General features: G+C 72.6%; 20 protein-coding genes and 1 pseudogene. 13 read left to right on the forward strand and 8 right to left on the reverse strand.

From position 1 onward, the window contains the following. Nucleotides 1-57: 57 nt before the first annotated feature. The 4 genes from ABD358_RS04790 (at nucleotide 58) to ABD358_RS04805 (ending at nucleotide 3,693) form a co-directional block, all read left to right on the forward strand. Nucleotides 58-1,005, forward strand: coding sequence for an ACP S-malonyltransferase (locus ABD358_RS04790; protein ID WP_344629565.1), 948 nt, complete (start codon nucleotides 58-60; stop codon nucleotides 1,003-1,005). Between the two features lie 22 nt (nucleotides 1,006-1,027). Next, nucleotides 1,028-2,032, forward strand: coding sequence for a ketoacyl-ACP synthase III (locus ABD358_RS04795; protein ID WP_344629566.1), 1,005 nt, complete (start codon nucleotides 1,028-1,030; stop codon nucleotides 2,030-2,032). Between the two features lie 59 nt (nucleotides 2,033-2,091). Further along, complete coding sequence (locus ABD358_RS04800) at nucleotides 2,092-2,340, forward strand: acyl carrier protein (protein WP_344629567.1); 249 nt, start codon at nucleotides 2,092-2,094, stop codon at nucleotides 2,338-2,340. Nucleotides 2,341-2,430: 90 nt separating this feature from the next. Next, the gene (locus ABD358_RS04805) at nucleotides 2,431-3,693 is read left to right on the forward strand and encodes a beta-ketoacyl-[acyl-carrier-protein] synthase family protein (protein ID WP_344629568.1); all 1,263 of its coding nucleotides are present in this window, start codon (nucleotides 2,431-2,433) and stop codon (nucleotides 3,691-3,693) included. A gap of 97 nt (nucleotides 3,694-3,790) precedes the next feature. On the opposite strand, the gene ABD358_RS04810 is transcribed toward ABD358_RS04805, so the two are convergent. Beyond that, on the reverse strand, nucleotides 3,791-4,744 hold the full coding sequence (locus ABD358_RS04810; protein WP_344629569.1) for a beta-ketoacyl-ACP synthase III: 954 nt from the start codon (nucleotides 4,742-4,744) through the stop codon (nucleotides 3,791-3,793). 126 nt (nucleotides 4,745-4,870) lie between these two features. On the opposite strand from ABD358_RS04810, the gene ABD358_RS04815 reads away from it, so the two are divergent. Beyond that, entirely contained in the window at nucleotides 4,871-5,545 is a 675-nt protein-coding gene (locus ABD358_RS04815; protein ID WP_344629570.1) for a TetR/AcrR family transcriptional regulator, read from the forward strand. Here ABD358_RS04815 and ABD358_RS04820 read toward each other — a convergent pair. Together ABD358_RS04820 and ABD358_RS04825 are read right to left on the reverse strand one after the other, a co-directional pair. Further along, a pseudogene (locus tag ABD358_RS04820) lies at nucleotides 5,503-6,438 on the reverse strand (NAD(P)-dependent oxidoreductase); the annotation flags it as partial. The gene ABD358_RS04815 and the pseudogene ABD358_RS04820 sit on opposite strands and share 43 nt — an antisense overlap. A 45-nt stretch (nucleotides 6,439-6,483) precedes the next feature. After that, nucleotides 6,484-6,978, reverse strand: a complete 495-nt coding sequence (locus tag ABD358_RS04825) for a DUF3145 domain-containing protein (RefSeq protein WP_344629571.1) — start codon at nucleotides 6,976-6,978, stop codon at nucleotides 6,484-6,486. A gap of 336 nt (nucleotides 6,979-7,314) precedes the next feature. On the opposite strand from ABD358_RS04825, the gene ABD358_RS04830 reads away from it, so the two are divergent. From ABD358_RS04830 to ABD358_RS04865, 8 genes are all read left to right on the forward strand, one after another. Then, nucleotides 7,315-8,265, forward strand: coding sequence for an SGNH/GDSL hydrolase family protein (locus ABD358_RS04830; protein WP_344629572.1), 951 nt, complete (start codon nucleotides 7,315-7,317; stop codon nucleotides 8,263-8,265). 151 nt (nucleotides 8,266-8,416) lie between these two features. Further along, nucleotides 8,417-9,577 carry a mandelate racemase/muconate lactonizing enzyme family protein gene (locus ABD358_RS04835; protein WP_344629573.1) on the forward strand — a complete coding sequence of 387 codons (1,161 nt, stop codon included), beginning with the start codon at nucleotides 8,417-8,419 and terminating at the stop codon, nucleotides 9,575-9,577. A 154-nt stretch (nucleotides 9,578-9,731) separates the two neighbouring features. Then, on the forward strand, nucleotides 9,732-10,784 hold the full coding sequence (locus ABD358_RS04840; RefSeq protein WP_425576244.1) for a zinc-dependent alcohol dehydrogenase: 1,053 nt from the start codon (nucleotides 9,732-9,734) through the stop codon (nucleotides 10,782-10,784). A gap of 102 nt (nucleotides 10,785-10,886) precedes the next feature. Beyond that, nucleotides 10,887-11,873 (forward strand): hypothetical protein, encoded by a 987-nt coding sequence (locus ABD358_RS04845; RefSeq protein WP_344629575.1) that lies wholly within the window; start codon nucleotides 10,887-10,889, stop codon nucleotides 11,871-11,873. Nucleotides 11,874-11,929: 56 nt separating this feature from the next. Then, nucleotides 11,930-13,039: a multiple monosaccharide ABC transporter substrate-binding protein gene (chvE, locus tag ABD358_RS04850; RefSeq protein ID WP_344629576.1), complete on the forward strand. Its 1,110-nt coding sequence runs from the start codon at nucleotides 11,930-11,932 to the stop codon at nucleotides 13,037-13,039. A gap of 27 nt (nucleotides 13,040-13,066) precedes the next feature. Further along, nucleotides 13,067-14,632 carry a multiple monosaccharide ABC transporter ATP-binding protein gene (gene mmsA, locus ABD358_RS04855; protein WP_344629577.1) on the forward strand — a complete coding sequence of 522 codons (1,566 nt, stop codon included), beginning with the start codon at nucleotides 13,067-13,069 and terminating at the stop codon, nucleotides 14,630-14,632. After that, complete coding sequence (gene mmsB / locus ABD358_RS04860) at nucleotides 14,629-15,882, forward strand: multiple monosaccharide ABC transporter permease (protein WP_344629578.1); 1,254 nt, start codon at nucleotides 14,629-14,631, stop codon at nucleotides 15,880-15,882. Before mmsA ends, mmsB begins: the two co-directional genes overlap by 4 nt. Beyond that, nucleotides 15,879-17,048: an aldose epimerase family protein gene (locus ABD358_RS04865; RefSeq protein ID WP_344629579.1), complete on the forward strand. Its 1,170-nt coding sequence runs from the start codon at nucleotides 15,879-15,881 to the stop codon at nucleotides 17,046-17,048. Before mmsB ends, ABD358_RS04865 begins: the two co-directional genes overlap by 4 nt. 82 nt (nucleotides 17,049-17,130) lie before the next feature. On the opposite strand, the gene arfA is transcribed toward ABD358_RS04865, so the two are convergent. From arfA to ABD358_RS04890, 5 genes are all read right to left on the reverse strand, one after another. Beyond that, a complete protein-coding gene (arfA, locus tag ABD358_RS04870) occupies nucleotides 17,131-18,654 on the reverse strand; it encodes an arabinosylfuranosidase ArfA (RefSeq protein ID WP_344629580.1) in 1,524 nt (507 codons plus the stop codon). Between the two features lie 91 nt (nucleotides 18,655-18,745). Further along, nucleotides 18,746-19,744, reverse strand: coding sequence for an arabinan endo-1,5-alpha-L-arabinosidase (locus tag ABD358_RS04875; protein WP_344629581.1), 999 nt, complete (start codon nucleotides 19,742-19,744; stop codon nucleotides 18,746-18,748). A 128-nt stretch (nucleotides 19,745-19,872) separates the two neighbouring features. Further along, nucleotides 19,873-20,670, reverse strand: coding sequence for a carbohydrate ABC transporter permease (locus tag ABD358_RS04880; protein ID WP_425576261.1), 798 nt, complete (start codon nucleotides 20,668-20,670; stop codon nucleotides 19,873-19,875). A 140-nt stretch (nucleotides 20,671-20,810) separates the two neighbouring features. Next, nucleotides 20,811-21,773 (reverse strand): carbohydrate ABC transporter permease, encoded by a 963-nt coding sequence (locus tag ABD358_RS04885; protein ID WP_344629582.1) that lies wholly within the window; start codon nucleotides 21,771-21,773, stop codon nucleotides 20,811-20,813. Further along, nucleotides 21,770-23,125 carry an extracellular solute-binding protein gene (locus ABD358_RS04890; RefSeq protein ID WP_344629583.1) on the reverse strand — a complete coding sequence of 452 codons (1,356 nt, stop codon included), beginning with the start codon at nucleotides 23,123-23,125 and terminating at the stop codon, nucleotides 21,770-21,772. The genes ABD358_RS04885 and ABD358_RS04890 overlap by 4 nt, the downstream gene beginning before the upstream one ends. Nucleotides 23,126-23,188: the final 63 nt, after the last annotated feature.

A 23,188-nucleotide genomic window follows, 5' to 3' on the forward strand; every position in this document is an offset into this window, starting at 1 on the left:
GTTCTTCGTGCCGGTCCCCACCGGCGGGGACCTCCGTCGACAAGAGAGAGTGAGAGAGTGCTCGTACTCGTCGCTCCCGGCCAGGGTGCCCAGACACCCGGCTTCCTGACCCCTTGGCTCGAACTCCCCGGCGTCACCGACCGGCTGCGGGAGTGGTCGGCCGCCATAGACCTGGATCTGGTGCACTACGGCACCGAGGCCGACGCCGAGCGCATCCGCGACACCGCCGTGGCCCAGCCGCTGCTGGTGGCCGCCGGGCTGATCTCCGCCCAGGCGCTGCTGGACGGCGTCGCCGAGGACGCGCTGGGCGCGGTCGCCGGGCACAGCGTGGGCGAGCTGACCGCCGCCGCGATCGGCGAAGTCCTCACCCCCGAGGACGCGATGGCGCTCGTCCGCCGCCGCGGTCTGGCGATGGCCGAGGCCGCCGCCGTCACCGAGACCGGGATGACCGCCGTGCTGGGCGGCGACCCGGAGACGGTGACCGCGCACCTGGAGAAGCTGGGGCTCACCCCGGCCAACATCAACGGCGCCGGGCAGATCGTCGCCGCGGGCACCACCGAGCAGCTCGCCGCGCTGGCCGAGGAGAAGCCGGAGGGGGTCCGGATGGTGCGGCCGCTGGCCGTCGCGGGCGCCTTCCACACCCACCACATGGCTCCGGCCGTCTCCGCGCTGGAGGAGGCCGTCAAGGGCGTCGAGGCGCGCGACCCGCGCGTCCGCTACGTCTCCAACCAGGACGGCGGGGTGGTCTCCGACGGCCGGGAGGTCGTGCGGCGCCTGGTCCACCAGGTCTCCAACCCCGTGCGCTGGGACCTGTGCATGGAGACCTTCGGGAGGCTGGGGGTCACCGCGCTGATCGAGGTGTGCCCCGGCGGCACCCTCACCGGCCTGGCCAAGCGCGCCCTGCCGGGTGTGAAGACGCTGGCCGTGAAGACCCCCGACCAGCTCGACGCGGCCCGTGAGCTGATCGCCGAGCACGGCGGGTCCGCCGGCGCGGCGGCCGAGTAGTCGAACAGGAGACCCGAGACCCATGACCGCGAAGATCCGGCCCGCGCAGGGCGCCCCGTACGCGCGTGTTCTCGGCGTCGGCGGTTACCGCCCGACCCGGGTGGTGCCGAACGAGGAGATCCTCAAGCACATCGACTCCTCCGACGAGTGGATCCGCTCCCGCTCCGGGATCGCCACCCGGCACTGGGCGGGCCCGGAGGAGACCGTCGCCGAGATGTCGCTGGCCGCGGCGGGCAAGGCCGTCGCGAACGCCGGGATCTCCCCCGACCGGATCGGCGCGGTCGTCATCTCGACCGTCTCCCACTTCAAGCAGACGCCCTCCATCGCCACCGAGGTCGCCCACCGGCTGGGCACCGGCAGGGCCGCCGCCTTCGACATCTCCGCGGCCTGCGCGGGCTTCGGCTACGGCCTGACCATCGCCAAGGGCCTGATCGTCGAGGGCAGCGCGGAGTACGTCCTGGTCATCGGCGTCGAACGGCTGTCGGACCTGACGGACCTGACGGACCGCAGCACCGCCTTCCTGTTCGGCGACGGAGCCGGGGCGGTGGTCGTCGGCCCGTCCGAGGAGCCGGCCATCGGCCCCACCGTCTGGGGCTCGGAGGGCGACAAGGCGGACGTCATCACGCAGACCGTGCCGTGGGACAGCTACCGCGACGGCGAGGTGGAGAAGTTCCCGGCGATCCGGCAGGAGGGCCAGACGGTCTTCCGCTGGGCGGTCTTCGAGATGGCGAAGGTCGCCCGGCAGGCGCTGGACGCCGCGGGGCTCTCCCCGGACGATCTGGACGTCTTCATCCCGCACCAGGCCAACGTGCGGATCATCGACTCGATGGTGAAGACCCTCAAACTGCCGGAGCACGTCACGGTCGCCCGCGACGTGGAGACCACCGGCAACACCTCGGCCGCCTCGATCCCGCTCGCCATGGAGCGGTTGCTGGCGACCGGGCAGGCGAAGAGCGGCGACACCGCGCTCGTCATCGGCTTCGGGGCGGGTCTCGTCTACGCGGCAACGGTCGTTACCCTCCCCTGAGTCGGTCAATCCGCACCACAACATCCGGACCGCAACACCAACACGTAAGGAGCGCCAGAATGGCCGCCACCAAGGAAGAGATCGTCGCCGGTCTCGCCGAGATCGTGAACGAGATCGCCGGCATCCCGGTCGAGGACGTCCAGCCGGAGAAGTCCTTCACCGACGACCTGGACGTCGACTCGCTGTCCATGGTCGAGGTCGTCGTCGCCGCCGAGGAGCGGTTCGGCGTGAAGATCCCGGACGACGACGTCAAGGGTCTCAAGACCGTCGGCGACGCCGTGGACTACATCCTCAACCACCAGGACTGACCCGGTCCGACGTCGGAAGACGCGCTTGTCGCCACCCGCTCCGCGGTGGCCGAGAATCCCACGACCCCTACCAGTGGAGACAGAATTCCTGTGAACGCGACCCATCACTCCGTGGTCGTCACCGGTATCGGCGCAACCACACCGCTGGGTGGCGACAGCGCATCGACATGGGAGGGCCTGCTCGCCGGACGCTCCGGGGTGAAGCCCCTGGAGGAGGACTGGGCGGCCGAGCTGCCCGTGCGGATCGCCGCCCGGGTGGCGGTCGAGCCGTCCGAGGTCCTGCCGCGCCCCCTGGCCCGCAAGCTGGACCGCTCGGCGCAGTTCGCGCTGATCGCGGCCCGCGAGGCGTGGGCCGACGCCGGCTACGAGGGCAAGGCCGGTGAGAACGGCCTGGTGGACCCCGACCGGCTCGGCGCGGTCGTCGCCTCCGGCATCGGCGGCGTCACCACGCTGCTCGACCAGTACGACGTGCTGCGGGAGAAGGGCTCGCGCCGCGTCTCCCCGCACACCGTGCCGATGCTGATGCCCAACAGCCCGGCGGCCAACGTCGGGCTGGACGTGGGCGCCCAGGCGGGCGTGCACACCCCCGTCAGCGCCTGCGCCTCGGGCGCCGAGGCGATCGGCTACGCCGTGGAGATGATCCGCACCGGCCGCGCCGACGTGGTCGTCGCGGGCGGCACCGAGGCGGCGATCCACCCGCTGCCCATCGCGGCGTTCGCCACCATGATGGCGCTGTCCAAGAACGAGGGCGCTCCCGAGAGCGTGTCGCGCCCCTTCGACAAGGCGCGGGACGGCTTCGTGCTCGGCGAGGGCGCGGGCGTCGTCGTGCTGGAGTCGGCCGAGCACGCCGCCAGGCGCGGCGCGAAGGTCTACTGCGAGGTGCTGGGCCAGGGCCTGTCCGCGGACAGCCACCACATCGCGCAGCCCGAGCCGACCGGCCGGGGCATCGCCACCGCGCTGCAGAACCTGCTGGAGGCCACCGGCCTGGACCCGGCGGAGCTGGTGCACCTCAACGCGCACGCCACCTCCACCCCGCAGGGCGACGTCGCCGAGATCAAGGCGCTGCGCAAGGTGCTGGGCGCCGACCTGGACCACGTCGCCGTCTCCGCCACCAAGTCCATGACCGGCCACCTGCTGGGCGGCGCGGGCGGCGTGGAGACGGTGGCGACGGTGCTGGCGCTCCACCACCGCACCGCGCCGCCGACCATCAACGTCGACGACCTCGACGAGGAGGTCGACGCCGACATCGTGCGCGGCGGGGCCCGCCCGCTGGGCGGGGGCCGGATCGCCGCGATCAACAACTCCTTCGGCTTCGGCGGCCACAACGTCGTCCTGGCCCTCCGGACGGTCTGACGCGCCGCCAGAAGGCGCCCGCACCGCGACATCACGGCGTCAGGGGCCGCCGGGCATCCGCCCGGCGGCCCCTGACGTCCTGCCGGTTCCCCTGGTGTCAGGGGCAGGTGACGACCTGTCCGGCCCAGGAGAGGCCGCCGCCGAAGGCGAACAGCAGCACGGGGGCGCCCGGTTCGATCTCGCGGCGCTCGACGAGCTTGGACAGGGCGAGCGGAACGGAGGCGGCCGAGGTGTTGCCGGACTCCACCACGTCGCGTGCCACCACGGCGCCGTCGGCGCCGAGCCTGCGCACCAGGGACTCGATGATCCGCAGATTGGCCTGGTGGGTGACGATCCCGCCGAGTTCGCGCGGGGTGGTCCCGGCCTTCTCGCAGGCCTGCTCGATCAGGGGCGCCAGTTCGGTGGTGGCCCAGCGGAAGACGGTCTGGCCCTCCTGGGCGAAACGCGGCTGCCAGTCGCCCATCAGCCGTACGGCGTCGCCGCGCGAGGGGTCGGACCCCCAGACGACCGGGCCGATGCCGGGGGCGGCGGAGGATCCGCCGGGGTCGGCGCTGACCACGGCCGCGCCCGCGCCGTCGCCGAGGAGGACGCAGGTGGAGCGGTCGGTCCAGTCGGTGACGTCGGACATCTTCTCGGCGCCGATGACGAGGGCGTGCCGCGCGGCCCCGGCCCGCAGGGAGTGGTCGGCGGCGGCCAGGGCGGTGGTGAAGCCCGCGCAGCCGTTGTTGAGGTCGAAGGCGACGGCGCCGGGGATGCCCAGGCGTCCGGCGACCTGGGCGGCGGTGGAGGGGCAGCGGTCCCGTGCCGAGCAGGTGGCGACGGCGACCAGGCCGATGTCGGCCGGGTCGAGCCCGGACGCGGCCAGGGCCTTGCCCGCCGCCGCGGCGGCCAGGTCGGCGACGGACTCCTCGCGGGCGATGCGGCGGGTGACGATGCCGGTCCGCTGCCGGATCCACTCGTCGCTGGTGTCCACCATGCCCGCCAGGTCGTCGTTGGTCAGGACGTGGTCGGGCTGGTGGTGGCCCAGGGCGGTGATACGGGTCGGGTGCACGGCGCTCCTCTTCATCGGCTTCTTCGGGCCGGCCTTGACGCGGCCTTCGTCCCGGCGACGCCCACGACTTTATAGCGACCGATCGATCGGACTCTATCTCCCCCGGCTCTCGGTACGATGACCCCCGTGAGCCCGCGCAGATCCGCCGCCGAAGCCCGCCGCACCCGCGAGCGGATCATCGAGCACAGCGTCTCCCTCGCCTCCCTGGAGGGCCTGGAGGGGCTGACGATCGGGCGGCTCGCCTCCGACCTCGGCATCAGCAAGTCCGGCCTGCTGGGCCACTTCGGCACCAAGGAGGCGCTGCAGATCGCGGCCCTAGAGCGGGCGGCGGTGATCTTCGACCGCGAGGTCTGGCGCCCCGCGGCGGGCGCCGAACCGGGGCTGGCGCGCCTGCGCGCGGTCTGCGCGTCGTGGATCTCCTACCTGGAGCGGGGGGTGTTCCCGGGCGGCTGCCTCTTCGTCGCCTCCACCTTCGAGTACGACGGCCGCGGCGGCCCCGTGCGGGACCTGCTGCAACGTCAGTTCGGGGCGTGGCGGCGCCGGTTGGCGGCTGACGTGCGGACGGCCGCCGGGCGCGGCGAACTGCCCCCGGACACCGATCCGGAGCAGGTCGTCTTCGAGCTGAACGGGATCCTGATGAGCCTCAACCACACGATCCAGCTCTACGACGGCTCCGGTCCGGGGACGGACCCCGCCGCCCGCGCCCGGCGCGCGGTGGACCGGCTGCTGCCGCCCCCGCCGCCCGGTCCCGGGGGGCCTCAGCGTCCCGGGGAGCCCGGGGCGCCCTCGAACCCGGCGTAGTACGAGGCCGCCATGTCCTCGTCGCCGTGGCCCAGTTCGGCGGCCCGGCGGAAGCGTTCGGCGCCCGCCGCCGTCACGTCCGTCCGCACCCCCGCGGCCCGGCCGGCCTCGACGATCAGACGGGCGTCCTTCTCGGCGGTGCGGACGGCGAAGGCGGGTGTGAAGTCCCCGGAGCGGATGACGTCGGACTTCATGCGCAGGTAGCCCATGTCGAGCCCGCCGCCGGCGATCGCGTCCAGGAACTCCTGCGGGTCCACGCCCAGCCCCCTGGCCAGGGCGAGCGTCTCGGCGACGCCGTGGTTGACGGCGAGCACCCAGCAGTTGCAGACCAGCTTCAGGCGGGTGGCGTCGCCCGGCCGGTCGCCGAGCCAGCGGACGCGGGCGGCGACGGCGTCCAGGACGGGCGCGAGGCGCTCGCGCACGTCGTCCGGTCCGGCCGCCAGCACCGTCAGCCGCCCGTTCTCGGCGGGCTCGCGGGTGCCGAGGACGGGGGCGTCGACGTAGCGGAGCCCGTGGTGGTCGGCGAAGGCGGTCAGCGCGGGCAGGGCGTCGAGTCCGGTGGTGGTGGACTGGAGCCAGACCGTGCCGGGCCGCAGGCCGGGAGCGGCGGCGCGCACGGCCTCCAGGACGGCGGGGCCGTCGTGGACCATGGTGAGCACCACGCCGGCGTCCTCGACCGCCTCGGCGGCGGTCGCCGTGACGCGGGCGCCGTCGGCGGCCAGCGGTTCGGCACGGGAGGGGGTGCGGTTCCAGGCGTTGACGGCCAGGCCGGCGCGCAGGAGGCTGCGGGCCATCGCCGCGCCCATGATGCCGGTGCCCAGGACCGCCACGGTCGTCGGTTGGGTTGTCATACCAAGGACCGTACGACCCGCGGCGCGGCCGGGGCGAACGGCGCGGCGGGACGGGAGCCGGGACCGCGCGGGGGCGTCCGGCGGGGGTCAGACCACCTGGTGGAGCCAGCGCACCGGGGCGCCCTCGCCCGCGTACCGGAAGGGCTCCAGTTCGTCGTCCCAGGGCTTGCCGAGCAGCTTGGCGATCTCGGTCTCCAGCTCGGTCTCACCGCGCGAGGCGCGGTCCAGCGCGGCGCGCAGCCGGTCCTCGGGGATGAGGATGTCGCCGTGCAGACCGGTCACCGCGTGGAAGATGCCCAGGTCGGGGGTGGAGCTGTAGCGCTCGCCCTCCGCGGTGGCGCACGGTTCGGAGGTCACCTCGAAGCGGAGCATCCGCCAGCCGCGCAGCGCGGAGGCGAGTTTGGAGGCGGTGCCGGGCTCGCCCTGCCAGGAGAGCTCCGCGCGCCAGGTGCCCGGCGAGGCGGGCTGCTTGATCCAGTCGAGACTGACGCGGGCGCCCAGCACCCCCGCGACGGCCCATTCCACGTGCGGACACAGTGCGCGGGGTGCGGAGTGCACGTACAGAACTCCACGCGTCGTCACCGGGACCTCCTGTGCGGTTCGACGACCTTCCGTGGCGGCCTCGAATCCCTGCCGGCCGTGCGCCGGACCGGCGCCTGACATCTTGTCCCATCGGTCACGTGTCCTCCAGCCCGAGGTTACGAACAGTAAACACTATCCGTGCCGTTTCTCCCTAAAAGGGACAGCAAGTGACGCGATGTAATCTGTCAACTGCGTCCGGCGGCCATTTTCGGACCGTCATGGAAAAAGCTACCGCGCCACGGCGGGCGAGAGGTGACGTACCGTCGGCCAGGGCGCCCAACCCACCCGTCCGAACCACCACCCACCGGGAAACGGCGAGAATCGGGGGCAGGAGACGTGCGAGACAGCGCGACGTTCGGCCGTGCGCGCGGCGGAGGGCTCGTGCTCGGCGCGTGCGCCGTGGTCGCGGCCGTCGTGACGTTCATCGTCCTGGCCGTGTCGGGCGGCCCGCCGGACGAGCGCGGCGCGTCCCGCCCCCCGGGGGCCCGGTCCGACGCCCGCCCCTCCCCCTCCTCCCCCAGCCCCAGCCCCGGTTCCACGCCCGAGTGGGACACCGACCCCGGCTCGCTGGCGGCGCTGGGCGACTCCATCACCCGCGCCTACGACGCCTGCTCGCTGCTGTCCGACTGCCCCGAGGCGTCCTGGGCCACCGGCACCTCCCCGGAGGTGGACAGCCTGGCGCAGCGGCTGGGCGTCCCGGCCTCCGCGCGCTGGAACCTCGCGCGCTCCGGCGCCCTGATGGCCGACCTGCCCGCCCAGGCCCGCAGGGCCGCGGCGCGCCGGCCGGACCTGGTGACGGTCCTGATCGGCGCGAACGACGCCTGCCGGCCGACCGTGGCGGAGATGACGCCGGTGGCCGACTTCCGCGCCGACTTCGCCGAGGCGCTGCGCGTCCTGCGCCGGGCCTCGCCCAGGACCCAGGTGTACGTGGCCGGCGTGCCGGACCTGGAGCGGCTGTGGTCCCAGGGGCGCTCCCACCCGCTGGCCGCGCGGGTGTGGGAGCTGGGCATCTGCCCCTCGATGCTGGGCGACGCCCAGGCCGCGGACGCGGCGGCCGTGGAGCGCCGCGCGAAGGTGGCGGACCGGGTGCGGGCCTACAACGCCGCGCTGCGGGAGGTCTGCGCGCGCGACGCGCGCTGCCGCCACGACGGCGGGCAGGTCCACGAGTACCGCTTCACCACCCGCGAGCTGAGCCCCTGGGACTGGTTCCACCCCGGCCAGGCGGGCCAGCGGAAACTCGCCGAGATCGCCCACCGCCGGGTCGCCGCCGAGCGGCTGCCCTCCTGAGGCGGGCGGCGGCGCCGGAGCCGCCGGATCACCCCCGGATCCTCCCGGATCTCCGTACGACCCATTGACGCCGGTGAGCGCGTGTCACTACATTCGCGCCAGCATTTCGAACGCATGACGAAATCTCGAACAGCGTAGAGGGGCAACCGCTGTGCGCATCACCGGAATCAGCACCCACGTCGTCGGCACCCCCTGGCGCAACCTGACCTACGTCCAGGTCCACACCGACGAGGGACTCACCGGCGTCGGCGAGACCCGGATGCTCGGGCACACCGACGCGTTGATCGGCTACCTGCGCGAGGCCGAGGTCAACCACATCGCCGGTTCCGACCCCTTCGCGGTCGAGGACCTGGTGCGGCGCATGAAGTACGGCGACTACGGGCGGGCCGGGGAGATCGTGATGTCCGGCATCGCGGTCGTGGAGATGGCCTGCTGGGACATCAAGGGCAAGGCGCTGGGCGTCCCCGTCTGGCAGCTCCTCGGCGGGAAGGTCACCGACAGGGTCAAGGCGTACGCCAACGGCTGGTACACCGTCGAACGGACCCCCGAGGCGTTCCACAAGGCGGCCCTGAAGGTCGTCGAGCGCGGCTACAAGGCGCTCAAGCTCGACCCCTTCGGCACCGGCCACTTCGAGCTGGACCACGCCGAGACGCTCCGCTCGGTCGCGCTGGTGGAGGCCGTGCGGGACGCCATCGGCCCGGAGTGCGAGCTGCTGCTGGAGATGCACGGCCGGTTCAGCCCCGCCACGGCGGTCCGCATCGCCCGCGAGGTCGAGCCGTTCAAGCCGGGCTGGCTGGAGGAGCCGGTGCCGCCGGAGAACCTCAAGGCCCTGGCCAAGGTCGCCGACAAGGTGGACATGCCCATCGCCACCGGCGAGCGCATCCACGACCGGATCGAGTTCCGCGAGCTGTTCGAGTCGCAGGCCGCCGACATCATCCAGCCCGACCTCGGGCACATCGGCGGCATCCTGGAGACCCGCAAGCTGGCGGCCACCGCAGAAACCCACTACACGATGGTCGCCCCGCACAACGTCGGCGGCTCGGTGCTCACCGCGGCCTCCCTCCAACTGGCGGGCTGCACACCGAACTTCAAGATCCTGGAGCACTTCAACGACTTCGCGGACGCCGAGATCAAGAAGGTGGTCAAGGGCGCCCCGGAGGTCGTGGACGGCTACTTCGCCCTCCCCGACGCCCCCGGCCTGGGCGTGGAGCTGGACACCGACGCGGCGGCGGAGTTCCCGCAGCAGCAGGCCCGGTTCGACCTGTGGGCCGAGGGCTGGGAGAAGCGGGACCCGCGCGGAGCGCGGGCATGACGCGCGGTGCGGCACGGGGGCGTGCGGCCTCGGGGCTCCGCCCCGGCGGCACGCCCCCGCCCCCGGACGCGGTCCGCGGGACCACCGCCGCCCGCCGGGCGGGACGGCGCGCACAGGAGCACGCACAGGAGCGGGCGCGGGGATGGGCACGGGGATGGGCACAGTGGTGAACGCACACGCCCCGGCGCCGGACGGCGCCGGGCGCGCCGTCGTCGTGGAGCGGCCCGGCGTCCACCGGCTGGTGGAGACCGAACGCGCCGCACCCGGCCCCGGCGAGGCGAGGGTCGCGGTGTACGCGGCGGGTGTCTGCGCCAGCGACCGCGAGGTGTACGCCGGGACGCGCGCCGAGGGCTACGTCCGCTACCCCGTGGTCCCCGGCCACGAGTGGTCCGGCACGGTGGACGCGGTCGGGCCCGGCGTCGACCCGGCCCTGGTCGGACGGAAGGTGGTGGGCGAGGGATTCCGCGCCTGCCTGGTCTGCGACCGCTGCCGGGAGGGCGCCACCAGCCTGTGCACCGGCGGCTACGACGAGACCGGCTTCACCCGGCCCGGCGCCTTCGCCGACAGCCTCACCCTGCCCGCCCGGCTGCTCCACGTCCTCGACGACCGGGCCGACCTGCGCTCCGCCGCACTGCTGGAGCCGGCCGCCGTGGTCGCCGCGGCGGTGCTGGCGGGCGGACCCCGGCCCGGGGAACGGGTCGCCGTGGTCGGCGCGGGCACGCTCGGGCTGCTGGCGGTCCAGTTGCTGGCCGCCGTCTCCCCCGGCGAGCTGCTGGTGGTCGACCCCCGGGTGAAACGCGCCGAGCAGGCCCTGTCCATGGGCGCCGGCGAGGTGCGGGCCCCGGCGGACGCCGAGGAGCTGCGCGGCCGCTACGACCTGGTGGTGGAGACCGCGGGCGCCCCCACCACCGCGCACGACTCCTGCCTGCTCGCCCGGCGCGGCGGCCGGGTCGTCCTCACCGGCCTGCCCGAACCCGGCGCGCTGGGCATCGACCCCGTCCACCTGACCGTCGGCCAGCTCACCGTCCGGTCCGTCTTCGGTGCCCCGCCCGCCGCCTGGGCGCACGCGGTGCGGGCCTTCGACGCCGGGCTGCTCTCGCCCGCCGCCCTGATCACCCACGAGCTGCCGCTGGACGGCTTCGCCGAGGCCGTCGCACTGGTCGGCAGCGGCGATCCGGACGTCGGCAAGGTCCTGCTGCGTCCCTGACCGGTCCCTCCCCCCCCACTCCCGGCCCGCCGCCCCCCGGCGCCGGGCCTCCCCACACCCTCACTCGCGAATGACGTACGACATATCGAACATGGGAGCATCGTGACCGACGCGTCCACCCCTCTGTCCGGACAGTCCGGACCGCCCTCCGCCCGCCGCCCCGGCGAGACCGCCCTCGCGGCCCTCGGGCACCCCGTCCCGCCCGCCGACCCCTCCGACGCCTCCCCGCACACCTTCCCCGACGGGGGTTCCTGGCGCACCGAGGTCCCCTCCGTGGAGGGACCGGAGGCGGTGGCGACCGTGCTGAAGGAGGCCAGGGACCTCGACGTCCCCGTCCACCGCATCAGCCAGGGCAGCGGCGTGTGGATGCTGACCGACGCCGAGATCACCGAGATGGTCGGGGCCTGCTCCGAGCGGAACGTCGAGCTGTGCCTGTTCACCGGGCCGCGCGGCACCTGGGACACCGGCGCCGGGACCCGCACCCCCTCCGGCGGCGCCGGACTGCGCGCCCGCGGCCACGACGCGCTCGCCGGATGCGTCGAGGACGCCCTGCGCGCGACCGAACTCGGCGTGCGCTGCCTGCTGGTGGCCGACGAGGGCGTCCTGCTGACCCTCCACCGGCTGCGGACCCGGGGCGTGCTGCCCGCCGACACCACCTTCAAGGTCTCGGCGCTCATCGGCCCCGTGAACCCGGCCTCGTACGCCGTCTACGAGCACCTGGGCGCCGACTCGATCAACGTGCCCTCCGACCTGACCCTGGAGCACCTGACCGAGATCCGCCGGGTCAGCCGCGCCCCGATGGACTTCTACCTGGAGGCCCCCGACGACCTCGGCGGCTACGTCCGGATGTACGACATCGCCGAGCTGATCCGGCGCGGCGCGCCGATCTACCTCAAGTTCGGCCTCAGCAAGGCCCCCGGCATCTACCCCTACGGCGCGCACCTGCGCGACCTGACCCTGGACACCGCCCGGGAGCGGGTCCGGCGCGGACGCCTCGCCCTGGACCTGCTGGCCCGCCTGGGCGCCGACACCGGGATGTCCCCCCTCGGCTCCCGGCTGCCCGGCCCGCTCGACCGCTTCCCCGCCTGACCGGCGCCCGGCGCTCCGCACGATCCCCGCCACCCACACGGAGGAACCGAACCGCCATGCGCACCCGCACCCCCGCCGCCAGAGCCGCCCTCGCCCTCGGCGCCGCCCTCGCCCTCACCCTCACCGCCTGCGGCCAGAGCTCCGAGGGCGGCAGCAAGGCCGGCGACGACGACCCCCAGGGCGGCACCATCGGCATCGCCATGCCCACCAAGTCCTCCGAGCGGTGGATAGCCGACGGCGAGAACATGGTGAAGGCGTTCGAGGCCAAGGGCTACAAGACCGATCTGCAGTACGGCGACGACAAGGTGGAGAACCAGGTCGCCCAGCTCGAGAACATGATCTCCAAGGGGCACGAGGCGCTGGTGGTCGCCGCGATCGACGGCTCCTCCCTGACCGACGTGCTCCGCCGCGCCGAGGAGGCCGGCATCCCCGTCATCGCCTACGACCGCCTCATCCGCGGCACCGACGACGTCGACTACTACGCCACCTTCGACAACTTCAAGGTCGGCGAGCTCCAGGGGCGGTACATCGTCGACGCGCTGAAGCCGGAGGAGAACGAGGGGAGGAAGTTCAACCTGGAGCTGTTCGCCGGCTCGCCGGACGACAACAACACCGGCTTCTTCTTCCGCGGCGCGATGAGCGTGCTGAAGCCGTACATCGACGACGGGCGGTTCGTCGTCCGCAGCGGCCAGACGAAGATGAACCAGGTCACCACCCTGCGCTGGGACGGCGGCACCGCCCAGAAGCGGATGGACGACCTGCTCAGCCGCCACTACGGCCGCGAGCGCGTGGACGCGGTCCTCTCCCCCTACGACGGCATCTCCATCGGCGTCATCTCGGCCCTGAAGAGCGCCGGCTACGGCACCGGGTCCAAGCCCTACCCCGTCGTCACCGGGCAGGACGCCGAACTGGCCTCCGTGAAGTCCATCATCGCCGGGCAGCAGACCCAGACCGTCTTCAAGGACACCCGCGAACTCGCCCGGCGGGCCGTGGAGATGACCGACGCCGTGCTGAACGACCGCGAGCCGGAGGTCAACGACACCGAGTCCTACGACAACGGCGCCAAGACCGTCCCCGCCTACCTGCTGGAACCGGTCAGCATCGACAAGTCCAACACCGACCTGCTCGTGGACGAGGGCTACTACACGGCCGACCAGCTCAAGTAGCCCGCCCCAGACCACCGGGAGACGACCATGAGCAGCGTTCTGGACATGCGCTCCATCACCAAGACCTTCCCCGGGGTCCGGGCCCTGTCGGGGGTGAACCTGACCGTCCGCCACGGCGAGATCCACGCCGTCTGCGGGGAGAACGGCGCGGGCAAGTCGACGCTGATGAAGGTGCTCAGCGGCGTCCACCCGCACGGCAGTTACGAGGGGGAGATCCTCTTCGAGGGAGAGCCGTGCGCGTTCCGGGACATCCGGGCCAGCGAGCGGCGCGGCATCGTCATCATCCACCAGGAGCTCGCCCTGGTCCCCTACCTCTCCATCGCCGAGAACGTCTTCCTGGGCAACGAGCACGCCCGGCGCGGCGTCGTCCGGTGGAACGAGACCGTCCGCCACGCCGCCGAACTGATGCGCCGGGTGGGGCTCCACGAGAACCCGCAGACCCGCGTCGCCGACATCGGCGTGGGCAAGCAGCAGCTGGTGGAGATCGCCAAGGCCCTGGCCAAGAGGGTCAGGCTGCTGATCCTGGACGAGCCGACCGCCGCGCTCAACGACGAGGACAGCGCCAAGCTCCTCGACCTCCTGCTGGAGCTGCGGTCCCAGGGCATCGCCTGCATCCTCATCTCCCACAAGCTGGGCGAGGTCCTGCGCGTCGCCGACACCGTCACCGTCCTGCGCGACGGGCGGACGGTCGAGACGCTGGCCGTCCGCCCGTCGCCCGGGGCGCCCGCGGAGGTCACGGAGGACCGGATCATCCGCGGCATGGTGGGCCGGGACCTGGACCACCGCTTCCCCGAGCGCACCCCCTACCGGGGCGAGGACGCCGGGGCCGTCGCGCTGGAGATCTCCGGCTGGACGGTCCGCCACCCCATCGACCACCAGCGCAAGGTCGTCGACGACGTGTCGCTGACGGTGCGGCGCGGCGAGATCGTCGGCATCGCCGGGCTGATGGGCGCGGGCCGCACCGAGCTGGCGATGAGCGTCTTCGGACGGTCCTACGGGGTGTACGCGGGCGGGACGGTCCGCCTGAACGGCCGCGAGGCCGACACCCGCACCGTCCCCGCCGCGGTCGCCGCGGGCCTCGCGTACGTCACCGAGGACCGCAAGACCTACGGGCTGAACCTGATCGACACCGTCGCCCGCAACATCTCCCTGGCCTCGCTGCCCGGCCTCGCCCGGGGCGGGATCGTCGACGAGCACCGGGAGCGGCAGGTCGCCGAGCGGTACCGGAGGTCGATGAACATCAAGACCCCGACCGTCTTCGAGCGGGTCGGCCGGCTCAGCGGCGGCAACCAGCAGAAGGTCGTGCTCGGCAAGTGGATGCAGGCCGACCCCGAGGTGCTGATCCTCGACGAGCCCACGCGCGGCATCGACGTCGGGGCGAAGTACGAGATCTACACCGTCGTCGACCGGCTCGCCGCCCAGGGCAAGGCGGTGCTGATGATCTCCTCGGAGCTGCCGGAGCTGCTGGGGATGTGCGACCGGATCTACACCATGGCGGCCGGCCGGCTGACCGGTGAGGTGTCCCGCGAGGACGCGAGCCAGGAAGTACTGATGCGCCACATGACGATGGACAGAAGCCGAGGCTCCAGATGAAGACCACCCCGACCGAGACCGAAGGCAGCAGCGCGTCCCGCTCCGCGGGGGGCGCCGGAGGGAGCTCCGGGAGGAGCACCGCCGGAGCGCTGCTCGTGCGCACCGTGCGCGCCAACATGCGGCAGTACGGGATGCTCGTCGCACTGGCGCTGATCGTGCTGCTGTTCCAGATATGGACCGACGGCAACCTGCTCAAGCCCGTCAACGTGTCCAACATCGTCCAGCAGAACAGCTACATCCTCATCCTGGCCATGGGCATGATGATCGTGATCATCGCCGGCCACATCGACCTGTCCGTCGGCTCTCTGGCCGCCTTCGTCGGCGCGGCGGCGGCCGTGATGATGGTCGAGTACGACATGGCCTGGCCCCTGGCGCTGACGTGCTCCCTCCTGATCGGCGCGCTGGCGGGCGCCTGGCAGGGCTTCTGGATCGCCTACGTGGGCATCCCCTCGTTCATCGTGACGCTCGCCGGGATGCTGCTGTTCCGCGGCGGCACCCAGATCCTGCTGGAGGGCCAGTCCCTGGCGCCCTTCCCGCGGGGCTTCCAGAACCTCAGCCAGGGCTTCCTGCCCGAGGGCGGCCCGCTGTCCGACTACCACGACCTGACGGTGCTCATCGGCGTGGTCGTGGTGGCGATCGTCCTCGTCCAGCAGTGGCGCGACCGGCGCCGGCAGCAGGCGTACGAGCTGGAGGTGCTGCCGCTGAACCTGTTCCTCCTCAAGTGCGGGGCGGTCGTGGCGGCGGTGCTGGCGTTCACCCTCACCCTGGCCAGCTACCGGGGCGTCCCGGTGGTGCTGCTGGTCATGTGCGCGATCCTGATCGGGCTGGGCTTCGTGATGCGCAACGCCGTCGTCGGCCGCCACGTGTACGCGCTGGGCGGCAACAGGGCCGCGGCCATGCTGTCGGGCGTGCGGGACAGGCGGGTCACCTTCCTGGTCTTCGTCAACATGGGCGTGCTGGCGGCGCTGGCGGGCTGCGTCTACGCCGCGCGGCTCAACGCCGGCACCCCGCAGGCGGGCATCAACTTCGAGCTGGAGGCGATCGCCGCGGCGTTCATCGGCGGCGCCTCCATGAGCGGCGGCGTGGGTACCGTGCTGGGTGCCGTCATCGGCGGTCTGGTGCTCGGCGTGCTCAACAACGGCATGTCCCTGGTGGGCATCGGCACCGACTACCAGCAGGTGATCAAGGGTCTGGTACTGCTGGCGGCGGTGGGATTCGACGTCTGGAACAAGAGGAAGGTGGGCACATGAGCACCAGCAGACGCGCAGTGATCACGGCGGCCGCGGCGGCCGGGCTGACGGCCGCCGCGGCCGTGGGACCGGGCGCGGAGGAGGCGCACGCCCGGCCCGGGGAGCCGTCCCCGCCCCGGCGGAAACGGTTCGGCGAGCTGGCGGACGGCACCGGGGTGGACCTCTGGACGCTGGAGTGCGGCGGCACCCGGCTGAAGGTGCTGTCCTACGGCGGCGTCGTGCAGTCCCTGGAGGTACCCGACCGCGACGGCCGGTACGCCAACATCTCGCTCGGCTTCTCCGACCTGGCGTCCTACGTGGACCGCTCGCCGTACTTCGGCGCCCTCATCGGCCGCTACGGCAACCGCATCGCGAACGGCCGCCTCACCGTCGACGGGAAGGCGTACGAGCTGCCGCGCAACGACAACGGGCACACCCTCCACGGCGGCGACCAGGGGTTCCACGCCCGGGTGTGGCGGGTGGAGCCGTTCACCCGGCGCGGCGAGGCGGGGCTGGTCCTCACCCGCACCAGCCCCGACGGCGAGATGGGCTTCCCCGGCACGCTGGAGGTCCGGGTGGAGTACACGCTGGACCGGCGGGGCGACTTCCGGATCGACTACGAGGCCACCACCGACCGGCCCACCGTCGTCAACCTCACCAACCACACCTACTTCAACCTCGCCGGGGAGGGCAGCGGCAGCGTCCTGGACCACCGCCTGGAGGTGGCCGCCTCCCGCTACACCCCGGTCGGGGAGACGCTGATCCCCACCGGAGAGCTGGCGCGGGTCGGCGGCACGCCGTTCGACTTCCGCCGGGCCAAGCCGATCGGGGCGGACATCCGCGAGGCGCACGAGCAGATCCTGTTCGGGCAGGGCTACGACCACAACCTGGTGCTGGACAAGGGCATCACGGCCGAGCCGGAGCACGTCATCACCGTCTCCGAGCCCGTCTCCGGCCGGGTGATGCGGATCGCCACCACCGAGCCGGGCGTGCAGTTCTACAGCGGCAACTTCCTCGACGGGACCCTGGAGGGCACCTCGGGGCGGGTCTACCGGCAGGGCGACGGGTTCTGCCTGGAGACCCAGCACTTCCCCGACTCCCCCAACCAGCCCGCCTTCCCCACCACGGTGCTGCGTCCGGGGCAGAAGTACCGGTCCACGACCGTGCACTCCTTCTCCGCCGAGTAGGACGCGCCGGGGACGGTGCGCACACGGCGGGGGCGGCCCGCACCGGGCCGCCCCCGCCGTCGTGCCGTCCGGGCCCGCCGGCTCAGGCGAGCCGGATCATGTTCCACGACATGGGCTCCAGGACGGTGCGGAGCACGCCGTCCTTCAGCTCGGTGCCCTCACCGGGGTGCGGGGCGACCCGCCCGGGGTCGTCGAGGGTGTTGCGGGCCTCGGGGTCGTCGTCGGCCAGCACGCTGTGCTCGACGACGCGCCCCAGGTCCATCCCGTGGAGGCTCACCTCCAGCGGCAGGGCGTCGTGCTGCCCGCGGTTGACGGCGAAGACGGTGACGGCCCCGCTGTCCTCGTCGCGCACGGCGGTGGCGTGCAGCAGCGGCACCTCGCCGTACTTCGCGGTGGTGTACGTGGGCGACTGCACCCGTACGTCCAGCACCCGGCCGCGCCCGTGGCGGGAGGCCTGGGCGAAGGGGAAGAAGGTGGTCTGCCGCCAGGCCGGGCCGCCGGGCTCGGTCATGATCGGGGCGATCACGTTGACGAGCTGGGCGAGGCAGGCGACGGTCACCCGGTCGGCGTGGCGCAGCAGCGCGATCAGCAGGGACCCGAAGACCACGGCGTCGGTGACGGAGTAGTTGTCCTCCAGCAGCCGGGGCGCCTCCTCCCAGTCGGGCGGGGTCTGGGCGTGGTGGCGCCGCTGGTACCAGACGTTCCACTCGTCGAAGGAGAGGTTGATCCGCTTGGAGGACTTCAGCCGGGCCCCGACGTGGTCGCAGGTGGCGACGACGTTCTCGATGAAGGACTCCATGTCCACGGCGGAGGCCAGGAAGGAGTCGCGGTCGCCGTCGATCTCCTCGTAGTAGGCGTGGAGGGAGATGTGGTCCACCAGGTCGTAGGTCTCGGCCAGGACGGTGGCCTCCCAGGCGGCGAAGGTGGGCATGGCCTGGCTGGAGCTGCCGCAGGCGACCAGTTCGAGGGAGTCGTCGATCTGGCGCATGGCGCGGGCGGTCTCGGCGGCGAGCCGGCCGTACTCCTCGGCGGTCTTGTGGCCGGTCTGCCAGGGGCCGTCCATCTCGTTGCCCAGGCACCACAGCCGGATGCCGTAGGGCTCCTTGTCGCCGTGGGCGGCGCGCAGGTCGGAGAGCGCGGTGCCGCCGCGGTGGTTGGCGTACTCCAGCAGTTCCACGGCCTCCGCCACGCCGCGGGTGCCGAGGTTGACGGCCATCATGGGTTCGCCTCCGACCTTGCGGACGAAGTCGATGTACTCGGACAGGCCGAAGCGGTTGGTCTCCACCGAGCGCCAGGCGGGGTCCAGGCGGCGGGGGCGCTCCTCGACGGGGCCGACGCTGTCCTCCCAGCGGTAGGCGGAGACGAAGTTGCCGCCGGGGTAGCGGATGGCGGTCACGCCCAGTTCGCGGATCAGGTCCAGCACGTCGGTGCGCAGGCCCTGGTCGTCGGCGGAGGGGTGCCCGGGTTCGAAGACGCCCGTGTAGACGCAGCGGCCGAGGTGCTCCACGAAGGAGCCGAACAGCCGGGGGTCGACCTCGCCGACGGTGAAGGCGGGGTCGAGGGTGAACCGGGCCGGGTGGGCGGGGGCGGGCTTCGCGGTGCTCATGGGTTCCTTCCGTCGGGGACGGTCCGGTGTCGGGTGGGAGGGGCGCCGGGGCGGGTGGGGCCGGTGCGGCCCCACCCGTGGTTGAAAGGTTTCAGTAGGCTACCGGCCAGCCGTTGTCCCAGCGCAGCAGGTTGATGCCGAGGGTGGGCGAGCCGTTGTTGGCGCCGTCGTAGTAGTGGTAGACGAGCAGGTCGCCGTCGACGTCGGCGAGGACCGACTGGCCGCCGGGGCCGACGACCCGGCCGTGGGTCTCCAGGACCACCGTGCCGCCGTTGTTGCGCATGTCCACGCCGTTCCTGTCGCGGAAGGGACCGGTGGGGCTGGTGGAGCGGCCGACGCGGATGCTGTAGGTGCTGTCGGTCCCGGCGCAGCAGCGGTCGAAGGACGCGAAGAGGTAGTAGTGGCCGCCGCGCTTGACCAGCGTCGGGCCCTCGATGCCGTTGCTGGTGGGGTTGCGGGCGGCGACGGAGTAGACGGTGCGGTCGCCGGAGTGCTGCTTGCCGGTGGCCGGGTCGAGCCGGATCGTCTTGATCCCCGACCACCAGGAGCCGAAGGTCAGCCACCACTTGCCGTCGCCGTCGACGAAGAGGTTGGGGTCGATGGCGTTGTAGTTGGAGTTCGACGTGGTGGAGTGGACCAGGCCGCGGTCGGTCCAGGTGCCGGGCAGCCCGGTGGGGCTGGTGGCCAGGCCGATGGCGGAGTGGTTGGAGCCGAAGGTGGAGAGCGAGTAGTACAGCCAGTACCGGCCGTTGTGCTTGGAGATGTCGGGCGCCCAGGGGCTCTTCTCGGGCGAGTACCGGGCCCACCAGGAGGGCGGGGCGGGGAAGGCCGGGCCGGCGTGGGTGAAGTGGATCCGGTCGGTGGAGATGCGGGCCTGGGGCCCGTTGTGGGTGGAGTACAGGATGTACCGGCCGTCGTCGAGGCGGATCATCGACGGGTCGTGGACGGAGACGTCGCCGGTGACCCGGCCGGGGCCCGGGTAGGCGGTCGCGGTGCCGGGCGCCAGGGCCACGAGCAGGCCCAGGAGGACGGCGACCAGCACGGTCGGGGAACGGCGGGCGCGGGTGCGCCCGCCCGGTCGGCGGTTCATGAGGCTCCTTCGGGGGTCTTCGGAAGCTGTCCGGAGCGCACGGCTTCCTGGGTGTCCCTTCCGTACGCGGTCAGGGGGATGGGCGGCCTCCTCCCGTCTGGGGGTCCGTCTCGGGCCCGTGGCGCCGCTCACTGGCCGGCCAGTCCCGTGTGGGCGACGCCGCGGACGATCTGCCGCTGGAAGAACGCGAAGACCAGCAGCAGCGGCAGTCCGGCGATCACCAGCGAGGCCATCACCTGGGCGTAGCGCGCGCCGTAGGTGGACTGGACGTTGACCAGGCCGACCGGCAGGGTCATCCCGCCCGGGTCGGTGGTGACCAGGAACGGCCACAGGAAGTTGTTCCAGGTCTGGATGAAGGTGAAGATGGCGACGGCCGCCAGGACCGGCCGCGACAGCGGCACGACGACGGTGAAGAACACCCGCCAGCGTCCCGCGCCGTCGACGAAGGCCGCCTCCTCCAGTTCGCGCGGCACCCCCTCGAAGAACTTCACCAGGATGAACACCATGGCAGGAGCCGCGACCTGAGGGAGGATCACCCCCCAGTAGGTGTCGACCAGTCCGAGGGAGACCATCTCCGCGAACAGCGGGGCGATGAGCACCTGCGGCGGCACCATGATCCCGGCCAGCACCAGCCCGTAGAGGAACCGGCGGCCGCGGAAGTCGGTGCGCGAGAAGCCGTAGGCGGCCATGGCGCAGGTCAGCACGGTCAGCACGGTCGTCATGACCGAGACGTAGGCCGAGTTCAGCATCCACTGCGCCAGATCACCGGAGGCCCACACCTTCTCGTACGCCTCGAAGGTGATCCGCGAGCCGATCCACTCCAGCGAGGTCCGCGTCGTCTCGGCCTCGGGTTTGAGGGAGGTGGCGACCGCCCAGAGGAGCGGCAGCACCCACAGGACCACCAGGACGAGCGCGGCGGCGAGCATCGCGAAGCGGCCCGGGGTCCAGCGCGGCCTGCGTCCGGCCTCCTCCTCCGGCGCCCTCCTCCCGGTCGCGGTCCTCCGCGGCGCGGGCACCGCCTCGCCCGGGCTGCCCCCGGCGGCCGGTGCGGTCTTCACGGTCGCGCTCACTTGGCGGCCTCCTCACGGGAACGGCGGGTCATCCGCAGGTGGATCAGCGAGACGATCACGATCAGGGCGAAGAAGACGTAGGAGACGGCCGAGGCGTAGCCGATCCGGTAGCCGGTGAAGCCCGCGTCGTAGACGTACTGCAGGATCGGCCGGGTGCTCTCGTCGGGCCCGCCGCTGGTCATGATGTAGATCTGGTCGAAGACCTTCAGCGAGGCGAGGAGCTGGAGGACGACCACCACCCCGGTGGTGCGGGCGAGCATCGGCAGGGTGATGTGCCGCAGCCGCTGCCAGGCGCCGGCGCCGTCCAGTTCGGCCGCCTCGTACAGGTGCCGGGGGATGGCCTGGAGCGCGGCGAGGTAGAGCAGGAAGTTGAATCCGACCGTCCACCACACGGTGGTCAGCACGATGGAGAGCATCGCGTAGCGGGTGTCGGTGAGCCAGCCGATGCCGGGGTTGAGGCCGGCGGACTTCAGCAGCAGGTCGGCGAGGCCGAAGTCGGAGGGGTAGATCATCCACAGCCACAGCAGGCCGACGACGCCCGACGGCAGCAGGAACGGCGCGAACCACGACAGCCGCCACAGCCACTGGAGCACCCGCAGGTGGTGTGCGAGCAGGGCCATGACCAGTCCGGTGAGGACCAGCGGCGCGGTGGACAGGAGCGTGAACCACACCGTGTGCCACAGCGAGGACCACACCGCCGGGTCCCGCAGCGCCTCGGCGTAGTTGTCCAGGCCGACGAAGTCGCCGCCGGTGCCGGCGATGTTGTCGTCGCCCAGGCTCATCTTGAGGCCCAGCAGCAGCGGCCAGACCAGGAAGAGGGCGTAGAGCAGCAGGAAGGGCCCGGTGAAGAGCAGGCCGTGCTCGGTCCAGCGGCGGCGCACGGTCACGGGACGGGTCTTCCCGGCGGTTCCGGCGGCCGCCGGGGGCGGCACGGGAGCGGTGGGCGCGGTCGCGGTCATGCCTGGCCTCCGAGCGGATCGGGGGTGTCGAGCAGTTCCCGGAGGCGGGCCTTGGCCTCCTCCAGGGCTCCCCGCGGTGTGCGGGAGCCGGTGAGCACTCCGGAGAAGACCGCGCCGAGTTCGATCCACATGGTGGAGGCGGAGCCGGCGAACCAGGCGGGCGGGTCCAGGGCCACGTCGTCGATCACGGACCGGTACTCCGACTGCGGCTCCAGGTCGAGGTAGGCGGGCTCCTCCAGGACGGGCAGGTAGGCGGGGACGTGGCCGCCCTTGGCCCATTCGACGGTGTTCTTCAGCATCCAGGCGACGAAGGCGTGGGCCGCCTCGTTGGTCTCGCCGCCCCGGTCGCGCTGGTGGGGGAGGACGAAGCAGTGGGAGTCGGCCTGCGCGTTGGGGCGGCCGAACAGGGCGGGCACCCGGGTCATGGAGAAGGGGAGGTCGAGGTTGGCGAAGGTGCTGACCTCCCACTCGCCGTTGAGGAGGAAGGCGGTCTCGCCGCCGCCGAAGACCCCGACCGTCCCGTTGTAGTCGACCCGGCGGTGGGCCAGGCCCTCCTCGGTGAGCCGCCGCATGAAGCGCAGGACGTCCAGGGCCTTGGCGTCGTCGACGGTGATGCGGGTGGCGTCCTCGTTCAGCAGGGTGCCGCCGGTCTGGGAGTAGAAGGTGGAGAACAGCCGCCAGGGGCCGATGGTTCCGGCGCCGAGGGTCTCGACGACCAGGCCGGGCTTGCCGGTGACCTTCCCGGCCGCGCGGAGCGCGGCGGTGAACTCCTCCGTGCCGCGGATCGGCTTCAGCCTGCCGTCCGGGCCGAGCAGTCCGGCCTCGGCGCAGATGTCGGTGTTGTAGTAGAGGACCATCGGGTGGGTGTCGAGCGGGACGGCGTACTGCGCTCCGCCGATCCGGCCGCGGCGCCACAGGTCGGCGGGGAAGTCCCGTTCGGTGACGCCGTGTTCGGCCAGCAGGTCGAGGTCGAAGGGGTCCAGCAGCCGGCCGGGGCCGAAGCCGGGCAGCCGCGCCAGGTGGAGGGCGGCGACCTCGGGGGCGCGTCCGCCGGCGCCCGCCATGCCGAGCTTGGTGTAGTAAGGGGCGCCCCACTGGAGCGTGGACGCCTCCAGGGCGATCTCGGGGTGGGCGGCGCGGTAGGCGTCCAGCATCGTCTGCATGTTCACGCCGTCGCCTCCGCCGTAGAGGTGCCAGAAGCGCACCCTGGTCCGGCCCCGGCCCACGGCCGCGGGGGCGGCGCATCCCGCGGTGCCGACCGCCCCGGTGGCCGCCAGGGCGGCCAGGGCGGCCATGCCGCCGAGCACGCGCCGCCGGCTGGGGGCGCGGCCCGGCAGGGAGGTTCGACGCATACCATCCACCCCACGTTCGAAATTTCGAATAGTGATCGGAAGTCCGAACGGGAAGTTAGGTCG

The sequence above is a fragment of the Streptomyces glaucosporus genome (assembly GCF_039533345.1).
GTDB lineage: Bacteria > Actinomycetota > Actinomycetes > Streptomycetales > Streptomycetaceae > Streptomyces > Streptomyces glaucosporus.

Coding starts and splice junctions, on each gene's coding strand:
- ABD358_RS04795 (WP_344629566.1), top strand. CDS start 1,028: ATGACCGCGAAGATCCGGCCCGCGCAGGGCGCCCCGTACGCGCGTGTT.
- ABD358_RS04800 (WP_344629567.1), top strand. CDS start 2,092: ATGGCCGCCACCAAGGAAGAGATCGTCGCCGGTCTCGCCGAGATCGTG.
- ABD358_RS04840 (WP_425576244.1), top strand. CDS start 9,732: ATGGGCACAGTGGTGAACGCACACGCCCCGGCGCCGGACGGCGCCGGG.
- chvE (WP_344629576.1), top strand. CDS start 11,930: ATGCGCACCCGCACCCCCGCCGCCAGAGCCGCCCTCGCCCTCGGCGCC.
- mmsA (WP_344629577.1), top strand. CDS start 13,067: ATGAGCAGCGTTCTGGACATGCGCTCCATCACCAAGACCTTCCCCGGG.
- mmsB (WP_344629578.1), top strand. CDS start 14,629: ATGAAGACCACCCCGACCGAGACCGAAGGCAGCAGCGCGTCCCGCTCC.
- ABD358_RS04865 (WP_344629579.1), top strand. CDS start 15,879: ATGAGCACCAGCAGACGCGCAGTGATCACGGCGGCCGCGGCGGCCGGG.
- arfA (WP_344629580.1), bottom strand. CDS start 18,654: ATGAGCACCGCGAAGCCCGCCCCCGCCCACCCGGCCCGGTTCACCCTC.
- ABD358_RS04875 (WP_344629581.1), bottom strand. CDS start 19,744: ATGAACCGCCGACCGGGCGGGCGCACCCGCGCCCGCCGTTCCCCGACC.
- ABD358_RS04880 (WP_425576261.1), bottom strand. CDS start 20,670: ATGCTCGCCGCCGCGCTCGTCCTGGTGGTCCTGTGGGTGCTGCCGCTC.
- ABD358_RS04885 (WP_344629582.1), bottom strand. CDS start 21,773: ATGACCGCGACCGCGCCCACCGCTCCCGTGCCGCCCCCGGCGGCCGCC.
- ABD358_RS04890 (WP_344629583.1), bottom strand. CDS start 23,125: ATGCGTCGAACCTCCCTGCCGGGCCGCGCCCCCAGCCGGCGGCGCGTG.